The 21,242-nt window shown below is 66.1% G+C and carries 22 protein-coding genes and 3 pseudogenes; 13 read left to right on the plus strand and 12 right to left on the minus strand.

All coding sequences use genetic code 11. The features are described from left to right. Positions 1-33: 33 nt before the first annotated feature. Both ACQP1O_RS17245 and ACQP1O_RS17250 read left to right on the plus strand, forming a co-directional pair. Positions 34-246, plus strand: coding sequence for a hypothetical protein (locus ACQP1O_RS17245; RefSeq protein WP_433566774.1), 213 nt, complete (start codon positions 34-36; stop codon positions 244-246). 309 nt (positions 247-555) lie between these two features. After that, a pseudogene (locus tag ACQP1O_RS17250) lies at positions 556-1,393 on the plus strand (glucose 1-dehydrogenase). A gap of 453 nt (positions 1,394-1,846) precedes the next feature. Here the strand turns inward: ACQP1O_RS17250 and ACQP1O_RS17255 are convergent. Beyond that, a complete protein-coding gene (locus ACQP1O_RS17255; protein ID WP_433566775.1) occupies positions 1,847-2,269 on the minus strand; it encodes an Hsp20/alpha crystallin family protein in 423 nt (140 codons plus the stop codon). A 136-nt stretch (positions 2,270-2,405) separates the two neighbouring features. Here ACQP1O_RS17255 and ACQP1O_RS17260 point away from each other — a divergent pair, with 136 nt between their 5' ends. Beyond that, on the plus strand, positions 2,406-2,762 hold the full coding sequence (locus ACQP1O_RS17260) for a MerR family transcriptional regulator (protein WP_433566776.1): 357 nt from the start codon (positions 2,406-2,408) through the stop codon (positions 2,760-2,762). Positions 2,763-2,842: 80 nt separating this feature from the next. Here the strand turns inward: ACQP1O_RS17260 and ACQP1O_RS17265 are convergent, their stop codons facing one another. Beyond that, on the minus strand, positions 2,843-3,760 hold the full coding sequence (locus tag ACQP1O_RS17265) for an alpha/beta fold hydrolase (protein ID WP_433566777.1): 918 nt from the start codon (positions 3,758-3,760) through the stop codon (positions 2,843-2,845). A gap of 161 nt (positions 3,761-3,921) precedes the next feature. Continuing rightward, complete coding sequence (locus ACQP1O_RS17270) at positions 3,922-4,389, minus strand: SPW repeat protein (RefSeq protein ID WP_433566778.1); 468 nt, start codon at positions 4,387-4,389, stop codon at positions 3,922-3,924. 149 nt (positions 4,390-4,538) lie between these two features. On the opposite strand from ACQP1O_RS17270, the gene ACQP1O_RS17275 reads away from it, so the two are divergent. After that, entirely contained in the window at positions 4,539-4,967 is a 429-nt protein-coding gene (locus ACQP1O_RS17275; protein WP_433566779.1) for a MarR family winged helix-turn-helix transcriptional regulator, read from the plus strand. Positions 4,968-5,322: 355 nt separating this feature from the next. Here ACQP1O_RS17275 and ACQP1O_RS17280 read toward each other — a convergent pair whose 3' ends face one another. The 3 genes from ACQP1O_RS17280 to ACQP1O_RS17290 form a co-directional block, all read right to left on the minus strand. Next, on the minus strand, positions 5,323-5,868 hold the full coding sequence (locus ACQP1O_RS17280) for an ANTAR domain-containing protein (protein WP_433566780.1): 546 nt from the start codon (positions 5,866-5,868) through the stop codon (positions 5,323-5,325). 562 nt (positions 5,869-6,430) lie between these two features. Beyond that, entirely contained in the window at positions 6,431-7,213 is a 783-nt protein-coding gene (locus ACQP1O_RS17285) for a DJ-1/PfpI family protein (protein ID WP_433566781.1), read from the minus strand. A gap of 111 nt (positions 7,214-7,324) precedes the next feature. Further along, entirely contained in the window at positions 7,325-7,630 is a 306-nt protein-coding gene (locus tag ACQP1O_RS17290) for an antibiotic biosynthesis monooxygenase family protein (protein ID WP_433566782.1), read from the minus strand. A 795-nt stretch (positions 7,631-8,425) separates the two neighbouring features. Here ACQP1O_RS17290 and ACQP1O_RS17295 point away from each other — a divergent pair. The 3 genes from ACQP1O_RS17295 (at position 8,426) to ACQP1O_RS17305 (ending at position 10,139) form a co-directional block, all read left to right on the plus strand. Next, a complete protein-coding gene (locus ACQP1O_RS17295; RefSeq protein ID WP_433566783.1) occupies positions 8,426-9,313 on the plus strand; it encodes an alpha/beta fold hydrolase in 888 nt (295 codons plus the stop codon). Positions 9,314-9,387: 74 nt separating this feature from the next. After that, positions 9,388-9,474 (plus strand): hypothetical protein, encoded by an 87-nt coding sequence (locus tag ACQP1O_RS17300; protein ID WP_433567713.1) that lies wholly within the window; start codon positions 9,388-9,390, stop codon positions 9,472-9,474. Positions 9,475-9,674: 200 nt separating this feature from the next. Further along, positions 9,675-10,139, plus strand: a complete 465-nt coding sequence (locus ACQP1O_RS17305) for a GNAT family N-acetyltransferase (protein ID WP_433566784.1) — start codon at positions 9,675-9,677, stop codon at positions 10,137-10,139. Between the two features lie 808 nt (positions 10,140-10,947). On the opposite strand, the gene ACQP1O_RS17310 is transcribed toward ACQP1O_RS17305, so the two are convergent. After that, a complete protein-coding gene (locus tag ACQP1O_RS17310; RefSeq protein ID WP_433566785.1) occupies positions 10,948-11,100 on the minus strand; it encodes a hypothetical protein in 153 nt (50 codons plus the stop codon). Positions 11,101-11,164: 64 nt separating this feature from the next. Between ACQP1O_RS17310 and ACQP1O_RS17315 the strand changes: the two genes are divergently transcribed. The 4 genes from ACQP1O_RS17315 to ACQP1O_RS17330 all read left to right on the plus strand — a co-directional run bounded on the left by ACQP1O_RS17315 (position 11,165) and on the right by ACQP1O_RS17330 (position 14,646). After that, on the plus strand, positions 11,165-11,605 hold the full coding sequence (locus tag ACQP1O_RS17315) for a hypothetical protein (RefSeq protein WP_433566786.1): 441 nt from the start codon (positions 11,165-11,167) through the stop codon (positions 11,603-11,605). A 735-nt stretch (positions 11,606-12,340) separates the two neighbouring features. Further along, complete coding sequence (locus tag ACQP1O_RS17320) at positions 12,341-12,613, plus strand: hypothetical protein (protein ID WP_433566787.1); 273 nt, start codon at positions 12,341-12,343, stop codon at positions 12,611-12,613. A 25-nt stretch (positions 12,614-12,638) separates the two neighbouring features. Then, positions 12,639-12,854, plus strand: a complete 216-nt coding sequence (locus ACQP1O_RS17325) for a hypothetical protein (protein ID WP_433566788.1) — start codon at positions 12,639-12,641, stop codon at positions 12,852-12,854. A gap of 409 nt (positions 12,855-13,263) precedes the next feature. Continuing rightward, on the plus strand, positions 13,264-14,646 hold the full coding sequence (locus ACQP1O_RS17330) for an IS1380 family transposase (protein WP_433566789.1): 1,383 nt from the start codon (positions 13,264-13,266) through the stop codon (positions 14,644-14,646). A 171-nt stretch (positions 14,647-14,817) separates the two neighbouring features. Here ACQP1O_RS17330 and ACQP1O_RS17335 read toward each other — a convergent pair. From ACQP1O_RS17335 to ACQP1O_RS17355, 5 genes and pseudogenes are all read right to left on the minus strand, one after another. Then, positions 14,818-15,363 (minus strand): annotated as a pseudogene (locus tag ACQP1O_RS17335) (IS630 family transposase); the annotation flags it as partial. Between the two features lie 116 nt (positions 15,364-15,479). Further along, the gene (ltrA, locus tag ACQP1O_RS17340; RefSeq protein ID WP_433566790.1) at positions 15,480-17,030 is read right to left on the minus strand and encodes a group II intron reverse transcriptase/maturase; all 1,551 of its coding nucleotides are present in this window, start codon (positions 17,028-17,030) and stop codon (positions 15,480-15,482) included. A gap of 568 nt (positions 17,031-17,598) precedes the next feature. Further along, positions 17,599-18,162: pseudogene (locus tag ACQP1O_RS17345) on the minus strand (IS630 family transposase); the annotation flags it as partial. Between the two features lie 342 nt (positions 18,163-18,504). Then, positions 18,505-18,858 carry an STAS domain-containing protein gene (locus ACQP1O_RS17350; protein ID WP_433566791.1) on the minus strand — a complete coding sequence of 118 codons (354 nt, stop codon included), beginning with the start codon at positions 18,856-18,858 and terminating at the stop codon, positions 18,505-18,507. A gap of 215 nt (positions 18,859-19,073) precedes the next feature. Then, the gene (locus ACQP1O_RS17355; protein ID WP_433566792.1) at positions 19,074-19,262 is read right to left on the minus strand and encodes a hypothetical protein; all 189 of its coding nucleotides are present in this window, start codon (positions 19,260-19,262) and stop codon (positions 19,074-19,076) included. A 442-nt stretch (positions 19,263-19,704) separates the two neighbouring features. Between ACQP1O_RS17355 and ACQP1O_RS17360 the strand changes: the two genes are divergently transcribed. After that, positions 19,705-20,265, plus strand: coding sequence for a TetR/AcrR family transcriptional regulator (locus ACQP1O_RS17360; RefSeq protein ID WP_433567714.1), 561 nt, complete (start codon positions 19,705-19,707; stop codon positions 20,263-20,265). Between the two features lie 37 nt (positions 20,266-20,302). After that, positions 20,303-21,193 carry an alpha/beta fold hydrolase gene (locus ACQP1O_RS17365; RefSeq protein WP_433566793.1) on the plus strand — a complete coding sequence of 297 codons (891 nt, stop codon included), beginning with the start codon at positions 20,303-20,305 and terminating at the stop codon, positions 21,191-21,193. The last annotated feature ends 49 nt before the right edge of the window (positions 21,194-21,242 follow it).

The following is a 21,242-nucleotide window of genomic DNA, read 5'->3' on the forward strand; positions in this document are numbered from 1 at the left end:
CGCCGGTCACCACCGCCGGCCACCAGGATCGAGATGCTCGAGCAGATCCAGGACGCGCTCGCCGAGATCGCCCGTGATGTCGACACCCTGCACCAAATCGAGACGATCCAGCAACAGCACCAGGCCACACTCGCCTCGGCCCAGGCCATCGCCGACCGCTTGAGCACCGACGTCACGGCGTTGCAGCACACCCTGGCCCAACTCGGCTACCACACCGTGCCCGAGGCCCGCACGACAGGGAAATAGCCCCGACCCCACCAGCCTTCGCCACGCCTGAGCCCCGTGGCAGCTCGCTCACACGCCGAAGGCGAGGCGAGTGCTCATGTTCAGCTTGACCTCCCCATAAGCGAGCGCGTGCGACCAGAACAGCCTCGGCGGTGAGCACGGCGTCCCAGTCGGGATCAGCGAGGATGTCCTGGATCATCAGCACATTCACATGGACGATGAGAGCCGTGCTGGACCGCGGCGGGGTTTGCTCGGGCACGGCAGGGGTATGTCGACCGCGTTCGACGATTGAGCGCCCAAGTCGACCACCTCTTCGGGGAGTAGGTGCTGATGGGATTCCGCGACCAACGACAAACGCCGCCGGGCTCTCAGAAGCTGATACGGCCGGTCCCCGATTGCGGCGAGAAGAGCTACCGTGGCAGTGGCAAACTCACCGACAAGGTCGCGGTGATCACCGGTGCGGACAGTGGCATCGGCCGGGCGGTGGCGATCGCTTTCGCCCGCGAGGGTGCCGACGTGGTGCTGTCCTATTCCTCGAACATGAGGACGCGGCGGAGGTGGCCGAGCTGGTCGAGTCGGCGGGCCGCAGAGCAGTAGTCGTGCCCGGAGATCTGTCCCGGGCCGCGAACTGCTATGCGTTGATCGACACCGCGGTCGCGGAATTCGACCAATCGACGTCCTGGTCAGCAATGCCGCCTACCAGATGACACACGCCACCTTGGACGAGATTTCCGACGAAGCGTTCGACTACACCTTCAAACTCAACGTGGCGGCGTACTTCACTCTCGTCAAAGCGGCGCTGCCGCACATGCGGCCGGGCGGTTCCATCATCGCCAGTTCGTCGGTCAACTCCGACATGCCCTCGCCGACGTTGACACCGTATGCGGCGACGAAGGCGGCGATCGCGAACCTCTCGGCCAGTTTGGCGCAGATGCTGGGTCCGAACGGGATCCGCGTGAACAGTGTTGCACCAGGTCCGCTCTGGACGCCGTTGATCCCGGCGACCATGCCCGACGAGAAGGTCGGCGCTTTCGGTGATGACACGCCATTGGGGCGTGCCGGTCAGCCTGCCGAGGTCGCGCCCGCTTACGTCCTGCTCGCCAGCGACGAAGCCAGCTATATCACCGGTGCCCGCCTGGCCGTGACCGGCGGACGGCCGATTCTGTGAAGTGTTGGTCACGGCGGTCCCGCCTCGAATGTGTTCTCACGTGGTCGATGCGGGCAAAACGGGCAAAAGACCGGGTGGGCCCGGAAGTCTGGTGCGGACCGCGGGCACACCCGTCGGTGGAGAGAATCTGGATTATCGGCGAGGCTTCCCGCGCGGGCGCGAGCCGTGCCTGCTTGCTGTGCCACCCTTAGTGGCTGGGCGCGGGACGAAGGGGCGTGTCCTCACGCACTGTGCGGATATGCAGGGCTGCCTACCCGGGCGGGAAGCTGTCGCGTGGCTTTCGTTGTCTTCGACAGGCATCACCTCGCTCTCACCTCGACATACGTCGAGGTCCGACCCCAGCAGCGCGGGCTGGCAGCGTGGGCTCGAGCCGCCACGCCCGCGGGCTGGGCTTGCTGGCCGCCTCACCGATCGAGCGCTTCATCCATCACAGGACCGGGGCGGTGGGCGGGTTCAGGCGTCGATCGCCTGGTGTTCGTCGTGATGGCGGGTGATCTCGATCTTGCGGGGTTTGGCCTTCTCGGCCACCGGGATGCCCAGGCGCAGCACGCCGTCGCGGTAGTCGGCGCGGATGGCGTCGGTGTCGAGATCATCGCCCAGGAACAGCTGGCGGCTGAACACACCGCGGGTGCGTTCAGCGGCGATCATCGACCGGTCGGGGTCCAGTAGCGGGCGAGACGCTCGCACGGTCACCACGTTGCGTTCGATATCCAGATCCAGTGACTCCGGGTCGATGCCGGGCAGGTCGAGTTCGACGAAGAACTCCTCACCCTCGCGCCAGGCGTCCATCGGCATCACCACCGGACGCGCCGGGGTGCCGAAGACCTGCTGGGTCAAACGATCCAGGTCACGGAAGGGATCGGTGCGCATCAGCATGGTCGCCACCTCCCACTCACTCCCTTCTCGACAGAAGGAAACTAAGATAATCTGTGTATCTCGCCAGAGATCTTTTCTAGCACTACTGCTAGTAGAGTGCAAGCCCTCGCAGAAGGTAATCTGCAAGCGGGTCGACATGAGCGAGAACAGGGAGACATCGACGATGCTCGGGCACCAACCAGGTCATCTGCCCCACTCGGGGCATGCGGTGTATGCGATCTCGGTGGCCGCCGAGTTGTCCGGTGTCGGGGTGCAGACCCTGCGCCTCTACGAGCAGCACGGGCTGGTCAGCCCGGTCCGCAGCGCGGGCGGTACCCGCCGCTACAGCGGCGATGACCTCGCCCGCCTGGCGCGTGTGATCGCCCTGACCGCCCAAGGGGTCAACCTGGCCGGGATCGCCCGCATCCTCGAACTCGAAGACGCCAACGCCGCGTTGCGCGAGACCAACAACGCCCTCATCGCCGAACGCGACCGCGACCCGAACCAGCACTGACCCCATCGGAATCTTCCAGGCATGGTGTCGGCCGCGGCAGTGCCGTCAGGAGCGCCCCGGCGGCACTGCGCGTGTCGGCGTCACCGGGCGACCTTCTTTCTCGCTAATGGACTGGTCAGGCCACGGCCGCCCTCGTGGGCCGCGTCCGGTGAGGCTGCGGCCTGGCCGGGATCCTCTGCGGGTCGGGGGTCGGCGCGGTCGGATCCGGCGTGTGTGTGGATGTGTTCGGAGATCAGGGTGGCGATGGTGTCGGGTGCCTCGAGCATGGGGACGTGTCCGGCACCGTGGACCAGGATGAGGTCTGCCGAGTCGGGCAGCTCGCGCAGGAAACGCTCGGCGTAGGCGAGGTGGGGTGTGATCTTGTCTCGTTCGCAGATCAGCAGGCGTACCGGGGTTTTCAGCCTCGGCAGGTCGTGCGGTCCGGGCATGCGCAGGCCGCCGATCAGCAGCGGCAGCATGGCCGGGCAGTGCAGTGCCGCGGTGATCGCGGTGGTCACCTCCGGCGCCGGTACCGCGGCGGGGTTTCCGGCGAGCGCTGCCAGCGCGAACCGGCGGGCGGGACCACTGAATCGCAGCGCCGGACCGACGCGCTTGCCGAGCGCCACGATCGGTACCAGCGCCAGGAACTTCAACCCCACACGCAGTTGCAGCAGCGACGGGCAACCCCAGCCGCCGGCCGGTGCGATCGCGGTGAGACTGCGAGCTCGGCCCCGGTGGGCCAGTTCGAAACCGACCCAGGCGCCGAGTGAATTGCCGGCGATATGGCAGGTGCGCCAACCCAATTCGTCGAGCTGGTTTTCGATCTCGTCGGCCAGTGCCGCCACATCCAGGTACCGGCCGGCCGGGGCGGGTCCGCCCCAATGGCCGATCAACGCCGGGGCGAACACTTCACACTCCTGCGACAGCCGCGCCGCGACCGGCTCCCAGCAGCGGGGCGACATCATGAACCCGTGCAGCAGGAGCAGGGGCTCGCCGGAGCCGGTGTGCAGGGCTTTCACCGGGGATAGGGTCGTGGGCCGACCTGTGGCCGACGCTGACATCATTGTCATCGCCTCTTTCTGGACTGCGTTGTCCGCAAGCGCAATCGCCGCGGGAGACGTTTACCTCATCCGCGTGAATGTCGAGGTGGCGGCCGGACCCGGTGATGGTCCGGCTCGCACTATGGGAGGCGCTTCGCGCTCAAGGAGGACCGGTTCATGCCGAGCGCCACCGAGCCCAGCCCGAGCAGCAGGGCGACCGTACCGGCCACCACGTTGCTCCAGATCGTCGCGGTATGGGCGGCATCGCCGCTGACAACCCAGGGGCTGATGATCATCCATACACCGAGCAGCGGCGCGACCCAGCCGATGCCGTGGATGCGCCCGTACATCGAGGCGAACCCCAGCGCCAGCACCGCCAGTGCGAGCCCGACGATCAGGTTGTTCACCGTCAAGGTCGGGAACCGGGTGAATCCGACAACCCAGGCGGAGATCGCGGTGTAGAGCCCGGTCAGGAACATCAGGCCGGTGGCCGCTTGGGCGGTCGGCTTCTCCGCGGCGAGTTCGTACTTCTCATGCTTGGCCCGCAACTCCACGATGTCGGGATGCAGGTGCATGCTCATGGTCTCGGCAGCCATCTCTTCGGCCATGTCTTCCACCACCCTTCGGACGCACAGTGGAGGCATTCGAACCGGGGCGGGGGCGATCGGTCACCGCGTGACGCGGAACCGGTCGGGGATCTCCACCACCGGCCCATATGTCATACTGTGATAATATCACTTATATGGCATGCGAGTCGATGTCATCACCCGAAATCACCGACCAGCAGTACTCGAGACTGCTGGGGTTCCGCACCGAACTGCGCCGGTTCCTGCGCTGGAGCGAGCACCGCGCGGCCGAGGTCGGCCTCACCGGAACTCAGCATCAACTGCTGCTGGCGATTCGAGGCCATCTGGCCCCGGGCGGGCCCAGCGTCGGAGAAATCGCGGAATACCTGTGCGCCCGCCACCACAGCGTGGTGCAGCTCATCGATCGCAGCGAGCAAGCCGGGCTCGTCGCCCGCAACCGGGAGCAGGGCAAGGACCGCCGCGTCGTGCGCCTCACCCTGACCGAGACAGGCCGGCAAACCCTCGCCCTGCTCAGCGCCGCACACCTGGAAGAACTCGCCCGGGTGACCTCGCTGGTCGACGCGCTGACCGACCCGGCTACCGCCCCCCAGGCACGATAACCACACCCTCACCCGATCTCCCAGTGCGAAACTAGTTCGCTACCAACGGATTACGCCTATCCGCTTTTTCGGCGGTCACTACCGGAATCCCGACAGCAACCCCCACGCGAGCCACGCGGTGACAGGCTCGCTCGCCGGCCGGGAAAGCGGTACACGACCCCATCCACAATCACCAGCGGTTCCGACGACGATGTGCCAGTGGTGCACTGGCCGGAGCCGAGTCGGCTCGAATCGTGGTGGCACGCGGTCATGCACCCCGCCCCGAGCCACCCGCACCCACATGACCAGAACACTGCCGCGCGTGACTTTTTCGCGGCATCAGCCCTCACGGGCCCTGTCACTGTCATGAGTCGAGTCAGGTCGAGTCAGGGGGGATGCGCTCATGCAGGGTGAGCAGGATGTGGTCGAACGCCGACACCGTGTCGGGCCGATCCGGTGGCACGGCGGGCAGCTCACGCAGGCGCTGCTCGGTCAGGGCGCGGAGCGTGGTGTTGGTTTCCTGGGACCGCCACACCAGCAGTTTGAATGCCTGCTCGTCGCCGATGCGGTACATGCGGATCAGCACGCCCTTGGCCTGCTCGATCGCCGCCCGCGCGTTCACGAGCTCTTGTATCCGCGTGTCGAGGGCTTCGTGCTCGGCGGTGAGCAGGGTGCTCGACAGGTCGATGTAGAAGCCCGCGGTGCCGACCGTGTGGTCATGATTGAAGATGCGGTCGGCGACGACCATCACCTGATGCTCGACTCCATGGGTGTCGATGAACCGGTGTCGGCTCGAGAACGGCTCACCCAACTCGACCGAGCGGGTGATCGTCTCGGCGACCTTGTCGCGGTCGTGGGGATATTTGTGTGCCAGAAGCATTTCGGTGGTCGGCTCGATCTCGCCGGGGGTGTAGCCGTGCATGCGGTCAGCTCCGGCGACCATTCCCAGCGGCGGGTGGCGAACCAGAACCGGAAACTCCCCGTCTGTGGCCCCGGGTATGCTCCCGCCGTCCAAACCAGCGATTCCGCGGGCAGATCGGCAGGAGAATCCATGCTCTGATCATCGGCTGCCCAGTGCCCGTCGTCGTGGGCCTTTCGTTGTCGAAAGTCCCGACCCGGGAAGCGTCATTGGTCCCGCAAAGTCTGTCAGGGATCCCTTACATCGCTGTGATGTCAGGAAATCCTGACGGCGTGGGAGTGGGTCATGGGGTGGCAAACCGAGTACGGGCGGCACGAGGGGCACATCGAGTTCGTGTTCGCCGACGGCATGGCCGGCGGATCCTGGTCGGCGGGGCCGATCGCGACCACCGCCGCCTGGAACCCGACGAGTGGCAGCACGGCTCCGGCGCCCGAGGGTGCGGGCCAGGATCGCGGCGGGGATCTCGGTGGCCAGCTGAAATACGGCGGTGCTGCGGTCCTGGTTGACCGTGGGTGTCGAATGGCGGGCACACCTGCGACCGACCACATGTCCGAAGTGGATTTCCTCAACGCGTGGCGCGCAAAGTGTTTTTCACCCCTGTGCGAAATTCGGTGAACATTCCCTCCACTATGGTTCTCGTCGTCGGCGGGGCAGTGTTGGGAGAGCCCGCATCGAAGGGGGGCCGCGGCGCGTATTCGGCCATCAGTTGCACCGTTTCCGCGTAGCGCTGGTCGCGCAGCAGCGACAGGATGACGTAGCTGAGGTCCAGTCCCGCGCTGACGCCGGCGCCGGTGACCCGATTGCGGTCGACGACGACACGCGAATCTGTTGGTATCGCGCCCGCTTCGGCGAGTAGATCCTGTGCGGCCCAGTGTGATGTGGCCCGGTAACCGTGCAATAGACCCGCCGCGCCCAGCAGTAGCGAACCGGTGCAGACACTGGTGACCCATCGTGCTCTTCCGCCACGATCGGCGATGAACCGAACAACGTTGTCGTCGCGCATCGCGGCCAGCGTTCCATTCGTTCCGCCGGGTAAGAACAGCACGTCGACATCGCGAGGGCATTGCTCGAAGGTTGTCGTCGGCATCAGGGTCACGTTGGTATCGGTGACTATCGGGTCCATGGTGGCCGCGACCTGGTGCACGGTGGCTCCTGCCAGGCATCCGAACCCATACTGGGGGCCGACGAAGTCCAACGCCGTGCACTGTGGGTAGAGCAGCATGGCAATCTGCTCGTTTCCGCTGAGCAGCGGTTCATCGACCGGCTGAATGTGGGCTGAGGTATCACCCGGCGATCCGGTCTGCCCGCGCAGCCACGGCGCACCGGCCAGAGCCGCGGTAGCGCTCATCAGGAAATCTCGGCGACCAGCAAACATCTCTGCCTTCCCATGACAGCCGTGGGCCGTCGTACCGTCGAGCTCGTCCCGCCACTGCAGTTCGGTGTGCGATGTCGGGGAACGTCATCGCGTCAACTGGAACTGGGACTGCAGTGTGTGGATTTCGCGGGGGCGCTGCTCACGCTTATCGAAGACGGCGACTGTGCCCAGGCTGCGAGCAGCGGTCATGGCCGCTTGGAACGCCTCCGGAGATTCGAACTGGCAAGCGGTGACGACCGAGTCTCCATCGGGCGTTGCGGTGGTCCAGCACCCGCCGGACAAGAATCCCGGCGTCGACCGCATGGCTTCGCCCATCTGGCGTGCCCTGTCGATGAATTCTTCGAAATGCTCGGCCTTGGGGTAATGGAATCCGATGAATCCGATGGACATCGTGGCCTTCTCTCTCGTCAGTACGGGGTCGACTCGCCCGCACCTGTTATACGGTTGCGTATAACAGAGATTAGCCCTGATATACGGCAGCGTATAGTGTGGCGACGAGTGAGGGGAGTCACACAATGGGCGTGGCCCGTACTCCGCGCCGACGTGTGGATCGAGCAGGGGTTGCAGACGCACCAGCGGTGTCGATGCGGTGCGAGTCGAGGTCTCGGCCAAGTCATTGGGCGTGACCAAGGGTGGGTTCTATGGCTATTCGCCGACGAGGCCCTGCTGGAAGCGATGCTCGACGCCTGGGAAAGCGAATGCGTCGACGATGTGCTCGACCGCGTCCAATGAGTGCAGGACCCGCGGGGCAGGATCGTTCTGGCCGTACAGCTCACTTTGCCCAGCGAGCGTCTGCTGACGATCGACCTTGCGATTCGTGATTGGGCGCGACGAGGCGAGTCGGTGTTCGCGCGCCTGCCGCGTGTCGACAACCGGCGCATGGAACTGCTACGGAAGATGATCGGCACGTTCTGTGCCAGCTGCTGGTTGCGCCAGCCGTCGAGCATGGCTGCGAACACCTGCTCCTCGGGTCGTAGCAGCGACAGCCCGTCCACCAGGTGCAGCGACGTCCGCCGTCGGTGGGCAGTTCTGTGGCTCGACATTGTCGGGTTCTGGCTGACGTCCTGGTCCACCCATCGACCACCGCGACACGGGAGTCTGTCATCAGCCCCGGGGCCGACTACCAACCACCGAGATAGTATGTCAACAAAAGTTGACGCAGATACGCCCGATCGGACTCCTGCCATGCACGAGATCCACGCCGACTACTCACTCGAACACGCGGAGTCGAAGGATGGAACACGAATCGGATACCGCCGCTTCGGCTCAGGTGAACCCATCGTGCTGATCCACGGCGGGATGATGTCCGCACACAACCTCATGCGCCTCGGCGCCGCCCTGGCCGACTGCTTCACCGTCTGTATTCCCGACCGACGCGGACGCGGAACCAGCGGACCCTACGGTCAACACTTCTCCCTGCAACGCGCCGCCGAGGACGTCGCCGCGGTCGTCGACCACACCGCAGCGCACAACATCTTCGCCCTCAGCGTCGGCGCCATACCCGTACTGCAGTGGGCACTGTCGGCCCCACCCGATTACCGCATCGCCGTCTACGAACCCCCACTGCCCGTCAACGGCTCCACGCCGGCGGCCTGGCTGCCACGCTACGAGTACGAGATGGCGCGTGGCAACACCGCAGCCGCCCTGATCACTATCGCCAAGGGCACCAAGGACTCTCGCCTGGTGCAGCTGCTGCCGCGCCCGCTCATCGTGCCACTCATGCGAGTCGCCATGCGCGCCCAGGCCCGCCAGGCCACCGCCGGCGCCATCCCGCTCAACGACCTCATCCCGACCATGCACTTCGACGCCCAGACCGTTCTGGACGCCGAGACCCTCGCCGACCGAACCAGCGCCATCCGCGCGCAAGTATTGCTGCTCGGCGGCAGCAAAAGTCCTCGCTACCTCGCCGACGCCCTCGACGCACTGCAACACACCCTCCCGCGGGCGCAGCGGACACAACTGCGCGGCCTGGCCCACTTGGCCGCCGACAACGACGGCCACCCCGAACGCATCGCCGCCGCCCTCGCCGACTTCTTCGCCCACAACACGCCACCAGCATCACCGCCGGAGTGACCCACTCACCGACTGCGAGCCGGGCCGGGCGCCTGAGCCGCGGGACAACCCGAAGTGCTCGGGTGAACCTGCACGTGTTCGGCCCCAACTGTCCAGAGACCATCCGACTGCGCATGTTCCGCGACTGGCTGCGCGAGCACCCCGAAGATCGCGCTCTATGAGGACGCCAAGCGAGCCGCCATCCCCGGAGGCGGCAACGTCATGGACTACAACGCACGCAAGCAGCAGGTGATCCGCGAGATCTACGATCGTCTCCTCTGCGCCTTCGGGATGAAATAGACAATCCCCGGAACCGGCATCCGGAAATGCCGCATAGTGCGCGAAGCGGGTATCGCTCACTGGGGCTCGAAGAAGGCGGCGTGTGCGGGGCGCCCAGTACAGTGCCGTGGTGGCTGTCACTGTGGAAACACTGACCGAGGTCGACGACGAGATCGTGGAAGCTTTCGACCGGCTGCTGCCCCAGCTGTCGGCAACGGCGAAACGATTGAATCGAGAAGCGCTGGTGCAGTTGGCCTCTGCGGAGTCGACCACCGTCCTGGTCGCGCGGAGCGATGGGAAGATCGTCGGGACGCTGAGCTTGGTGATGTTCGCGATCCCGTCGGGCCTTCGAGCGCGGATCGAGGATGTGGTGGTCGATGACGCGGCCCGCGGTCAGGGCATCGGCGCGGCCTTGATCGAGGAGGCCAAGGCGCGGGCTGGCACTGCCGGTGCGCGGACGTTGGATCTGACCTCGCGAGCTTCGCGCTCGGCGGCCAATCGCCTCTATGGGCGGCTCGGATTTCAACCGCGTGAATCACGGGTCTATCGCTTCGCTCCAACCGACTGATCCCGCGCGGGCCGGCCTCCTCCCGACACCGAGTTGTGGATGTAGCGGTGGGGGGTGTCGCGGCGTGGCGGGGGAGCGGTGCATGGTCGCGTACCTACGATGATCGGTGGTCATCCGGCCGTTTGGCCCATGGTCGGGTGCCTGCTGTCGAGATATGTCACCCCCGCCCGGTGCTGCCTTCTGTCCGCAGGGCCGGGCGGGCCACGTCCCGGGGAGCAATGGGAACCGTCGACGCGCATCGCGCAGTGGCACCGAGACCGACAACGCCCTCATCGCGACAGCGACCCGACAGTGCTGACCTCGCCGGGGTACTCCCGCCATGGTGTTCGCCGTGGCAGTGCCGTCACGAGCGCCCCTGACGGCAGTGCGCACAATGTCGCGGCTGTGACCATGGATTCCGAACGGTGGCCGCCCGCACCTGCGGGGCCACCACGCATGGCAGGTCAGCAAACGGCTGGGAGGTGTTTGCCGACCTGTAACCAGTAGTGAATCAGGACGCGTTGACCGGATCAAAATCATTGAAAATCAAGGATTATGTCTTGATTGCAGATTGTTCGCTGAAGGTGAACGCCGAAGGCGTCACTATCTCAGTAGGTGGTTTCGGTCCGCGAAGCGTGTGCATCCGCCGAGCGTCGTGGGCCGCGGGGACGGTGCCGTCGGGAGAGCCAGGAGAGCCCGTGACGGCACCGCACATGACGAGGTCAGCGAAGCCGGGGGAGGGGTTTGCTCGCTGACCTACGACAAGAGTAATGCCGGTCATGTCTTGCCAGTGCAGTGGGTTGCCTTCGACCGCAACGTGATTGGGCCGTCAGAGGTAGGCGTAGGGCAGTGCGGTGCTGGTGCCGTCCAGCTCCGCGGTGACGGTGACGTTCACCGTGCCTGTCCCCGTGGGGGAGACCCGTACGACGCCGCGAGCACCTGGACCGTCTGGGCCTGCCCCGCGGCCCGGTCCTGCGATCACCGTCCTACCGCGATATCCCGGTCTCGCGGATGCTCGAGTCGCCGCCGAGCACGGCATCGAGGGCGTGATCGGCAAGCGTGTGGACAGCACCTACCGTGCCGGACGGTCGCAGGCGTGGCGCAAGCTCCCGCTGCGCCGGTCCACCGAGGTGGTGGTGGTCGGCTGGCTGGCCGGCCACACCGGCAGCGAGGTATTCGGGTCCCTGCTCGTCGCCGCCCACGACGACCGCGGGCAGCTGGTGCTGCTCGGCGCGGTCGGGACCGGTTTCAGCGACACCGCCCACCACTCGCTGCAGCGCGAGCTGGCAGCCCTGGCCGTTGCCGCGCCGCCGGTCACCGGTGAGATCCCGTCGTCGATCGTGGCCACCGCGCACTGGGTCGCCCCGCACCTGGTCGGCGATGTCGCCTACCGCGAACGCACCGCCACCGGCCTGCGCCACCCGTCCTGGCGCGGACTCCGCTTCGACCGCACGCCAGCCGACATCGCGGCCCCCGAGCACAACTGACCCTCCCGCACGCGTCAGGCTACCCGGCCGATCCCTGCCACCCCAGGCGTTGTGGATCGTTTTCCGAACAGTGAGGTCGGGGTACATCGGCGTGGTGGCAGTCCTGGTCTAGGTGGAAAACCTACGATGGTCCGCGGTCATCCTCCCGGTATTACGGTGGCCAGCTGTGGGTCAACCCCGCCCGGTCCATCCTCCCGGAGGCCGGGCGGGTCCATGACCGGGATGCGATGAGGGGTCGGTCGCCAATGGTGTGCCTGCCATGTACTGGAGTCGGCCCCACCGGCCAGCCGATCCGGCCCATAGTCGGGGGCTGCCCGGATCACCAGGACCGGTTCACTGTCAGCGAACAGTCTGCAATCAAGACATATATGCAGATAGGTAGCCTCTTACCGCCCTCATTATGTGGCATGAATTATCATTAGTTACAGATCAGCAAGCATCGGCCCGTCGTTTGCTGATCTGCCATGCGCGGTTGTTTCGGGACCGCACATGGCCGCGGCATTGTGCGCAGTGCCGTCAGGGACGCTCCTGGCGGCACTGCCGCGTCTCAACCATGGCGGGAGTTCCGGCGAGGTCAGCGCTGGTTCGCGGTCGCGGTGCGGGCACGAATCGGGAGTGTCCGGACACGGAAGGCCGTAGATATCTCCGAAGTAGCTGCGCGAGCGCGATTGTCGTGCAGAATGCCGGGGTAAGAACCCGGCCCGACCGGTCGGGGAAAACCTTGACGGGGTGACAGTGACCGATCCGACGGGGTCGACCGTGCACGAGCTGCTCGCGCAGATCCTCGCGCGCTACGGCAGCATCGAGGTCTTCATCGCCCGCCTGCACGTTCTGCTGGACGCGCCCACGGTCGTGCTCCTGGCCGCAACGGCACCCTCGGCCAGTGGCCGGCACCGACACCGACTCGCAGAGCCCACCGGCACAGTGCCGAGTACCACACCGGTCAGGGACCCGGAATGGGCGAAGGCGAAGGCGTCGTCTGCGATCCGGCGTGGCTTGTTGGCCTGATCCCTGGCAGGTCCAGCGTTGTCGTATGGCGAGCCGCGACATTGTGGTGACGGTGGGCGAGGACGACTGGCTCCTGTTCACCGATGCCGCCGAATGCGCGGGTATGAGCGTGCAGGCTTACCTGTCGTGGGGAGTGCGACTGCCGGCGTTGCAGGCCCGCCCCGACAGCGCGAAGCAGGACAGCCGCGCCGATGGCCCAAGGACGCGACGGCCTGCATCCGGTCGGCGCGGCGAGGAATGACAGACGGCTGCGTGGACGGAAGCCTTCGCCCCAGCGCCTGTCGTCTCGCGGCGACCGGCATCCCCCCGACACCGAGGTTTGGCGGTAGCGGTGGGATCTTTGCGTCGCGGCGTGGCGGGGACCGGTGCGCGGCCGCGCGTCTACGATGGTCGCCGGTATCCGGCAAAGGCCGTGGTCGGATGCCTGTGTGGAGTTATCGCACCCCCCGCCCGGTTCTGCCTTCTGTCCGCAGGCCGGGCGGGCCCACGTCCCGGGGGCGCTCGCGGGGTCGGCCCGGGGTGTTCGTGCCTAGCCTCGACCGGTCATGCTGTTCTGCTCGGATGGTCTTCTGAAATGGCGAAAGGTGCTCTGAGCTGCGATAATTCGATTTGCTTAGGACCGAATACGCAGTTTGAGGAGCACCCTTCTGGTGAGGGAGTCTACGTCGTGGTACCCGTCGCTGAAAATTGGCGGGGACGGGACAGGTGTGGTGTCGCAGGCGGGAGCGGTGGCGCTGCTGCGGACCGCGGTGAAAGTGGGCCTCGATCGGGCGTTGTCGCAGGTCCTGGTGCCGTGGCGGAAGCCGTTGTCCGTCCATGATCCGGGGAAGATCCTGCTGGACCTGGCGGTGATGGTCGCGATCGGCGGCGACTGTGGCGCCGATGTGGCGTTGTTGCGCGGCGAGCCGGAGGTGTTCGGGCACGTCGCCTCGGACCCGGCCGTGCACCGGCTGATCAGCACACTGGCCGCCGATGCGCCGAAAGCGTTGGCCGCCATCGCTTCTGCTCGCGCCGCCGCGCGCGCGGCGGCTTGGCAGGCCGCCGGTGATCGGGCGCCGGATCATGCGATCACCGCCAGCGACCCGCTGTCCATCGATCTGGATGCCACCCTGCTCGACTCGCATTCGGAAAAGGAATGCGCGGCACCGACATACAAGAAGGGCTATGGCTTCCACCCGCTGCTGGCGTTCGCCGATCACGGACTCGACGGCACCGGCGAGCCCCTCGCGGAGCTGCTGCGACCGGGCAACGCCGGCGCCAACACCGCCGCCGACCACAAACGGGTCCTCGCCGCCGCGATCGCGCAACTACCCTGGCGGCCGGACTACCGTGTCGGCCGGAAAGTGCTGGTGCGCACCGATTCCGGCGGCGGCACCCACGACTTCGTCGACTACTGCACCGCCCGCAGAGTCCAGTACTCGCTGGGATTCACCCTCACCGACACCATCGTCGAAGCGGTCAACGAGATCCCCGCTGATGTCTGGACCCCAGCCTACGACGCCGACGGCGACGTCCGCGACGGCGCCTGGGTCGCCGAGGTCACCGACATGCTCGACCTCGACGGTTGGCCCGACGACATGCGACTGATCGTCCGCAAAGAGCGTCCGCACCCCGGCGCGCAGCTGCGGTTCACCGACGTCGACGGGCTGCGACTGACCGCGTTCGTTACCAACACCCGCCGCGGCCAGCTCCCCGACCTGGAGTTACGACACCGCCGCCGCGCCCGCTGCGAGGACCGCATCCGCGGCGCGAAAGCCACCGGGCTACGCAACCTGCCGTTCAAATCCTTCGACGCGAATCGGATCTGGGTCGCGATCGTCGCACTCGCCCTCGATCTGACGGCCTGGCTGCAGACCATCGGTCTGCACGACCACGCTGCCCGGCGCTGGGAACCGAAAACACTTCGCTTGCAACTGTTCTCGATCCCCGCCCGGCTCGCCCGCCACGCCCGCCGCGTTCACCTGCGCCTGTCCAAGCATCACCGCGGCACCGGCCTGCTACTGACCGCCCTCAACCGCCTGCAACCAGGATGACCAGCACAAACCATCCCTACGATCACCGAAAGGACTTCCTCCCGGGCCCGTGGAACCCGGCAGCCACCCGCTGACCGGGCTACCCTGCGTTGCCCACCGGTCGCTGATCAGCGGCCCAAGACCAATCCGAAACCGATCAGACCAGGCCGGACACCCCGAGAAAGATCGAGGCTAGTGTCCCGCGCCGGGAATTCGTTTCAAATATGAGGCAAGTCGTTCCAGGATCTCATCAGCGGTCTTGGTCCAGACGAACGGCTTGGGGTCCTCGTTCCACGCGGCGACCCAATCGCGGATTGATTTCTCCAGTGCGGCAACGCTTTTGTGGACGCCACGTCGAAGTTGCTGGTCGGTGAGCAGACCGAACCAACGTTCAACCTCGTTGAGCCAGGAGGAGTACGTCGGTGTGAAGTGCATGTGGAAGCGGGGATGTGCCGCAAGCCATTTCACGATGATCGGAGCCTTGTGAGTGCCGTAGTTGTCGCAGATCAGGTGCACATCCAGCTCGGCCGGTACTTCCCTGTCGAGCCTGGCCAGGAACTTCTTGAACTCTGTGGCGCGATGGCGGCGGTGGATTTGTCCGATCACCTCGCCGGTGGCCACGTTCAGCGCGGCGAACAGGGTCGTGATCCCATGGCGGACGTAGTCGTGGGTGCGCCGCTCGGGCATGCCCGGCATCATCGGCAACACCGGCGCCGACCGGTCCAGGGCCTGGATCTGTTGGGTCGGAGACGGGACGCCGTGCAGCATTTCGGCTGTCGGTCTCCCCGTCTCCGCCCGCCGAACCCGGCGTGCGAGTTGTCCCCGCACCGGGCTCTCCACGTGTCCCGATGGGTTCAGTTGACGAGTTCGGACACCTGCCCGACGAACGCCACATCGTCGTGACTCGTCCGCCGGAAACGTGCTCCGGCCGGATCGAGGCTGTCGATGTTGAATGGCGTCGAGATGCGCGTGCCGCGGTAGCGATACCGCCTCACTTGCATCGTCGCCGGGTTGTAAAGGACCAGCTCACCATCGCGGATCCGGTCGGTGCCGTAGTAGCGTCGCCGGATCTGTTTCCAGGTCAGGTGCGGATGCTTGCGGCGTATCCAGTAGATGACCCGCCACCAGGCGTAGTAGCCCAGGTAGGAGAAGGTCTTCTTGGATGCGCCGTAACGGAAGTAGGCAGCCCATCCCCGCAGGATCGGGTTGATCTTTCGCAGCAACTGCCCCAACCGCATCGAGGTCGTCGCCGCCCCGGTGGCCTGCTTGATCTTGCGCATCACTCCGGCCAGCGCTTGTCTGGACGGGATAGTGCGCACCACCCGGTGGTCGGTGCCCTGCTGCCACCGCTGGATGCGGAAGCCCAGGAACACGAAACCATCTTGCTGATCGATATGGGTGATGTGGGTCTTCTCGACAGAGAGAGTCATCTTCAGCTTCTGCACCAGCAACTCGCCGACCTCATCGCGCAACGCTTCGGCGTCGGACTTGTCGCCGTGCACCAGCACGACGAAGTCGTCCGCGAAACGCACCAGACGATAGTTCGGCAACCCTTTGCGGCGGCGCTGCTGACGCCGCCACGGCGGGCTCATATCTCGATCCCAGATCTCGGCGAAATGTCGATCCAGAACCGACAGATAGATGTTGGCCAGAAGCGGTGAAGCAACTCCACCCTGCGGCGTTCCGGTCAGGCTCGCCGCGAAACCACCGTGCTGTTCGACGATCCCGGCCCGCAGAAACGCACAGACCAGCCGCAACACCTTACGATCAGCGATGCGTTCGGCCACCAGGTCCATAAGCACCCGGTGATCGACATTGTCGAAACACGCGGTGATGTCGCCCTCGACCACCCATTCATAACCCTGGGTGGTGAGTTTGTGGATCTCGGCGATGGCATCCTGAGCCCGACGCCCAGGCCGATATCCATAGCTGTGCGGATAGAAATCGACCTCGAAAATCGGTTCCAGGACCAGCTTGAGGGCCATCTGCGCCACCCGATCCCGCAGGGCCGGAATCCCCAGAGCGCGAAGCTTTCCGCTCTTCTTGGGGATCATGACCTGCCGCACCGGCATCGGCGTATAGGTGCCGTCCTTCAGCGAGGACCGTAGATCCTCGAGAAACGCCGCCACCCCGATGTCCCGTTCGACGTGGCGGCGGGTCACCGCATCCACGCCCGCTGTCCTGGCACCCCGGTTGCCAGACACCCGATCCCAGGCCACCAGTATCGTGGCCTGGTCGTAAACCAAGTTGAACACGTCACCGAACCGCTTGCGCGGCTCGGTCATTGCCCATCGGTGCAGCTTGCGTTGATGACCGAGTACCCGACGCTCAGCGAGGAACACCGCCTCCGCGTCCGGGACACCGCTATTCAACGGCTCCTCCTCATCACTGCCGCTGCCGATCACGCTGCCGTCCTTCCCGATGCACGTGGCTTTCCCACGCTCGCAGTACTACGACGACTCCGCCACGACCCGATACCCACAGTGGGCGTCGCACCTGCCCGCCACCCGACCGGCCGCCGGAAGGCTCGGGCGGCACCGGACCGCTTCCCACGTTCACTGATGTCCGTTCCGACAGGGGTCGGCGCCCAGCTATACCCCGGCGGCATCGCCACGGACCGCGCATCGCAGTCTTGGCCCGGGCCTCCGGTCACCCAAATCACACGGGCGACAAGAGCGGACAGCTCAAAAGCCACGAACTGTCCAGCACCGCAACGCGATCCATCCACCAGGTTTACCGGATCGCCGACGACTGACGGGGCTTCTGCCACTGGTTCGGTTTCCCTGCACCTTTCCTGTCCTCGCTAGCGGGCACGAACCGTCTGGCAGTTCCGGCTCGCCCCTACATTGTCGAGGCTGCTCCCGGCCTTACCCTCAACCCAGGGCTCGACCTGCCTCCAGCTTCAACCGGCCGCTACGACGACCGGCGGCGGGCACCACCTCCCACACGGCTACCATCAGCGCCTCGTGGCGCACGGGACTTCTCGTCCACACACAACACGATCGCCTTCTCCGGAGGATCCAGATACAGCCCGACCACGTCACGTACCTTGTCCACGAAGAACGGATCGTTGGAAATCTTGAACTCGTCGGCCCGGTGCGGCTGCAACCGGAACGCCTTCCAGATCCGGCCGACCGACGACCTCGACAAACCGGTCTCGGCAGCCATCGACGCCCTCGACCAGTGCGTGGCACTTCGTGGGGACCGCTCCAGCGTCGCGACCAGTAGCTGCTCGACCTGCTCGTCGGTGATCGTGCGCGGACCACCCGGCCGCGGCTCGTCGCCCAGCCCGTCCAGCCGCTTCTCCAGAAACCGCTGACGCCACTTGCCGACCGTCGGCAGCGAAACACGTTCCTGCGCAGCAACATCAGTGTTCGACCGCAGCCCGCCCTCCTCCGCACACGCCAGCACGATCCGTGCCCGCTGCGCCAGCGCCTGCGCCGACTTGCGCCGTCGGGTCCACCCGGTCAGCACCTGCCGCTCCTCATCGGTCAACACCAACCGTTGCTTCGGACGCCCACGCACGACCACCAGCATGAACGGTCCATCCCGAGCAGACCTACCGACACGCCAGCCCACAACCGCGATTTAAATAACGAATTCCCGGCGCTGGACACTAGGTCGGGCCTGCCGTGAGCGAGCAAGGTTCCGATTGATGACCCATTCCGGTCGCCACGGCGCGACCAGGCTTACTCTTGTCGCAGGTCGGCGAAACAACCACCCCCTAGGATTCGCTGGCCTGCCATGCGCGGCTCAGATGGCCGCGATCCGTACACATGGTGCAGTGCCGTCAGGGCTGTCCTGACGGCACTGTCACGTCACGACCCCGCCGGCCCGGCCTGCGTCACGTTCAGGCGGCGGGCGGCGGATCGATCGTTATCAGGCGGCCGGTTCGGCCGAGCGGGAAACGCAGATCTCGAAGTGGCCTGCCAGTCCGGTTGCTTCCAATACCCGTGTGACGCAGTAGGACCCGTCGATGCGCAGCGCGCAGTGGTGCCGGTCCGCGTGATCCTGGGCCGCGAGCAGGGCCCGGACTCCGGCCACGCCGAAGAAGGTGACCTCTCTCAGATCGACGACCGTCGATTCGCCGATATCGAGGCTGTCGAAGAGCGCTTGCTGGAACGTGGGGGCGGTCAGGGTGTCGATCTCCCCGCCGACGATGCACACATGGGTGTGATCGGCCAGGGACAAGGCTGTGATGGTCAGCAGGCCAGCACGAGGGAGGTGATTCATCACCATCACCTGGTTTCGGGGGCGCGAGGGCTGAAACGCCGTCCGCGGTGAGCGCCCTCCACCACCGCGAGTGACCAGGCTGTTGTTTGAACCCTGCCTGTAGCGTACGCCCCGCCGACACCGGCGAAGCAGACGATTCGGCCACGCGGCCCGAAGCGGCACCGCGTCACGACCGCGCAGGGTCCTGCTTCATTGGCAGGGCCCTGGCCCGGGTCTCAGTTCTCCTGGGCCGCAACGTGTGTGCGATCGTCGATTCCGCCGACGGGCCGCAGCCAGCGAACCGGGACACGCAGGGGTTCGACCTCGGGTGTACCCACGGATCGGTCCTGGTCGCCCAGCAACCGCCCGCGCACGCGATAGTGGCCATCGAGCAGGCCCAGCGCGGTAACCCGCCCGCGGGCCACGACCTCGATGCTCGGGCCTTCGGTGACCAGTCGCCCCTTCCACCATGGCCGCAGTGCCGGTCGAGTCCACCGCGGTGACGGTGAGCCGGAACCGAGTACCGCTCATCGGCCACCACGCCGACGCCGGCGTGCCGGGTTGATCACGGTCGGGATGGCGTCTCTGCGATATCCGGTGCGGAATCAGCACCACATAGGTTTGCCCGACCACGACGTCGCGAGCCCGCGTGCACTCAGCCTGCGCGTCCGCATCTCTGCTGGTCAAGCCGGTTGTGTTGGTTTTCGGCGTGATAGGGACTGGCTGCATCCCCGGTGGACGTCGGGCCGATGCCTTGATACGGTACGAAACGTGCCGTTTCGTAATGTGCATGCCGTGGATCCGACTACGGGAATGCGTACCGGACGGCCTCGCGATCGAGTGCGTGAGGTCGAGATTCTCGCGTGCGTGTTGGAACTGCTGGGCGAGGTGGGTTACGACGCGTTGACGTTCGAGGCGGTCGCACGCCGCGCTCGGGCGTCGAAGGCGACGTTGTACCGGCGCTGGGAGACCAAGCGCGACATGGTGATCGCCGCCGTCAAGGCAGGCCCCACCTCCGGCACCCCCGCTGGTGCGGTGGACACCGGCACCTTGCGGGGTGACTTGATCGCCCTGTGCGAACGGCTCGACACCACCATGAGCTCGGCCGACCCCACGATGAGCCTGATGCTGCTGCACGCGGGCCTGCAGGACCCCGATTTGTGCCGCCACATCGAAGAAGCGACCGGGCCGACCGGGGCCAAGCTGCCGGCGTCGGTGATGTCCGCGGCCATCGACCGGGGCGAGCTGCCGGTTGGCGCGCGAGCATTCCCCTACGAGGAGATCACCGGGTCGGTGCTGCTTCTGCGCCGGCTGAACGGGCTTCCCACCGGAGCCGAATACCTGGCGCAGCTGGTCGACACCATCCTGATTCCGGCTCTTCGAGCAAGCGCGAGCCCGAAACCTCCACTGCGGGCCATTTTCTCCTGATTGCACATTTGTCCACCAACTCACGAAGGGTGTGCCGATGACGGCTACGACGATCGACGGCTTCGACTACCGACAGCTTCCCGGGACGGGCGGCGTCCGTCTGAACGTCGCCGTCGGCGGTGACGGTCACCCCGTCGTCCTGTTGCACGGCTTTCCGCAAACTCACCTCATGTGGCGGCACGTCGCCGGTGAACTCGCCCAGCGGTACACGGTTATCGTGCCCGACCTGCGTGGCTACGGCGCGAGCGACAAACCCGAAGAAACGACCCCGGACACCTACTCGAAGCGGACCATGGCGCTCGACATCGTCAACGTCGTGCGCGAAATCGGCTACGAACAGTTCGGCTTGATCGGTCATGACCGCGGCGCACTGGTCGGGGTCCGGGCCGCGCTCGACCACCCGGGGAAGCTCACCCACTTGGGGATCCTGGATGTCCTGCCGACCATGGATACCTGGGACGTGCTGCACGGCGTCGATGCGGCGGTCGCCTGGCACCTGTACCTGATGGCGCAACCGAAGGGCTTGCCCGAGCGGATGATCGAAGCGGTTGCCGAAGACTTCTTCGGCTCGTTCCTCGACGCCTGGGACCCCAGCGGAACCACATTCCCACCACACGTGCGCCGGCACTACATCGACAGTTCCTCGCGCGCTGTGTCATCCATCGTCGCCGATTACCGGGCCACCGCCGGTGTCGACCTCGAGATGGATCGAGCCGACCGCGAGGCAGGCGTCCAGTTGGCGATGCCCGTGGCTGTGATCTCGCAGGACTGGGGGTCGCGGCTGGGATTCGACGCGTCTGCCCTGTGGCGGCAATGGGCCCCGGCCGCCACCTACCAGCCGATCGATGCCGGCCACTTCATGGCAGAGGAAAAACCGGCAGACGTTGCCGCCTTCATCCGGGAACTGGTACAACGCACGCCCGCATGAATCGACCACCTCGAAAAACGCCGGAGGCTACAGCTGGCCCAGCTGCGAG

This window comes from Nocardia sp. CA-151230 (genome assembly GCF_050942175.1).
Classification (GTDB): Bacteria; Actinomycetota; Actinomycetes; order Mycobacteriales; family Mycobacteriaceae; genus Nocardia.

Coding starts and splice junctions, on each gene's coding strand:
- ACQP1O_RS17245 (WP_433566774.1), top strand. CDS start 34: ATGCTCGAGCAGATCCAGGACGCGCTCGCCGAGATCGCCCGTGATGTC.
- ACQP1O_RS17255 (WP_433566775.1), bottom strand. CDS start 2,269: ATGCTGATGCGCACCGATCCCTTCCGTGACCTGGATCGTTTGACCCAG.
- ACQP1O_RS17260 (WP_433566776.1), top strand. CDS start 2,406: ATGAGCGAGAACAGGGAGACATCGACGATGCTCGGGCACCAACCAGGT.
- ACQP1O_RS17270 (WP_433566778.1), bottom strand. CDS start 4,389: ATGGCCGAAGAGATGGCTGCCGAGACCATGAGCATGCACCTGCATCCC.
- ACQP1O_RS17275 (WP_433566779.1), top strand. CDS start 4,539: ATGTCATCACCCGAAATCACCGACCAGCAGTACTCGAGACTGCTGGGG.
- ACQP1O_RS17280 (WP_433566780.1), bottom strand. CDS start 5,868: ATGCACGGCTACACCCCCGGCGAGATCGAGCCGACCACCGAAATGCTT.
- ACQP1O_RS17285 (WP_433566781.1), bottom strand. CDS start 7,213: ATGAGCGCTACCGCGGCTCTGGCCGGTGCGCCGTGGCTGCGCGGGCAG.
- ACQP1O_RS17290 (WP_433566782.1), bottom strand. CDS start 7,630: ATGTCCATCGGATTCATCGGATTCCATTACCCCAAGGCCGAGCATTTC.
- ACQP1O_RS17295 (WP_433566783.1), top strand. CDS start 8,426: ATGCACGAGATCCACGCCGACTACTCACTCGAACACGCGGAGTCGAAG.
- ACQP1O_RS17325 (WP_433566788.1), top strand. CDS start 12,639: ATGGCGAGCCGCGACATTGTGGTGACGGTGGGCGAGGACGACTGGCTC.
- ACQP1O_RS17350 (WP_433566791.1), bottom strand. CDS start 18,858: ATGAATCACCTCCCTCGTGCTGGCCTGCTGACCATCACAGCCTTGTCC.
- ACQP1O_RS17365 (WP_433566793.1), top strand. CDS start 20,303: ATGACGGCTACGACGATCGACGGCTTCGACTACCGACAGCTTCCCGGG.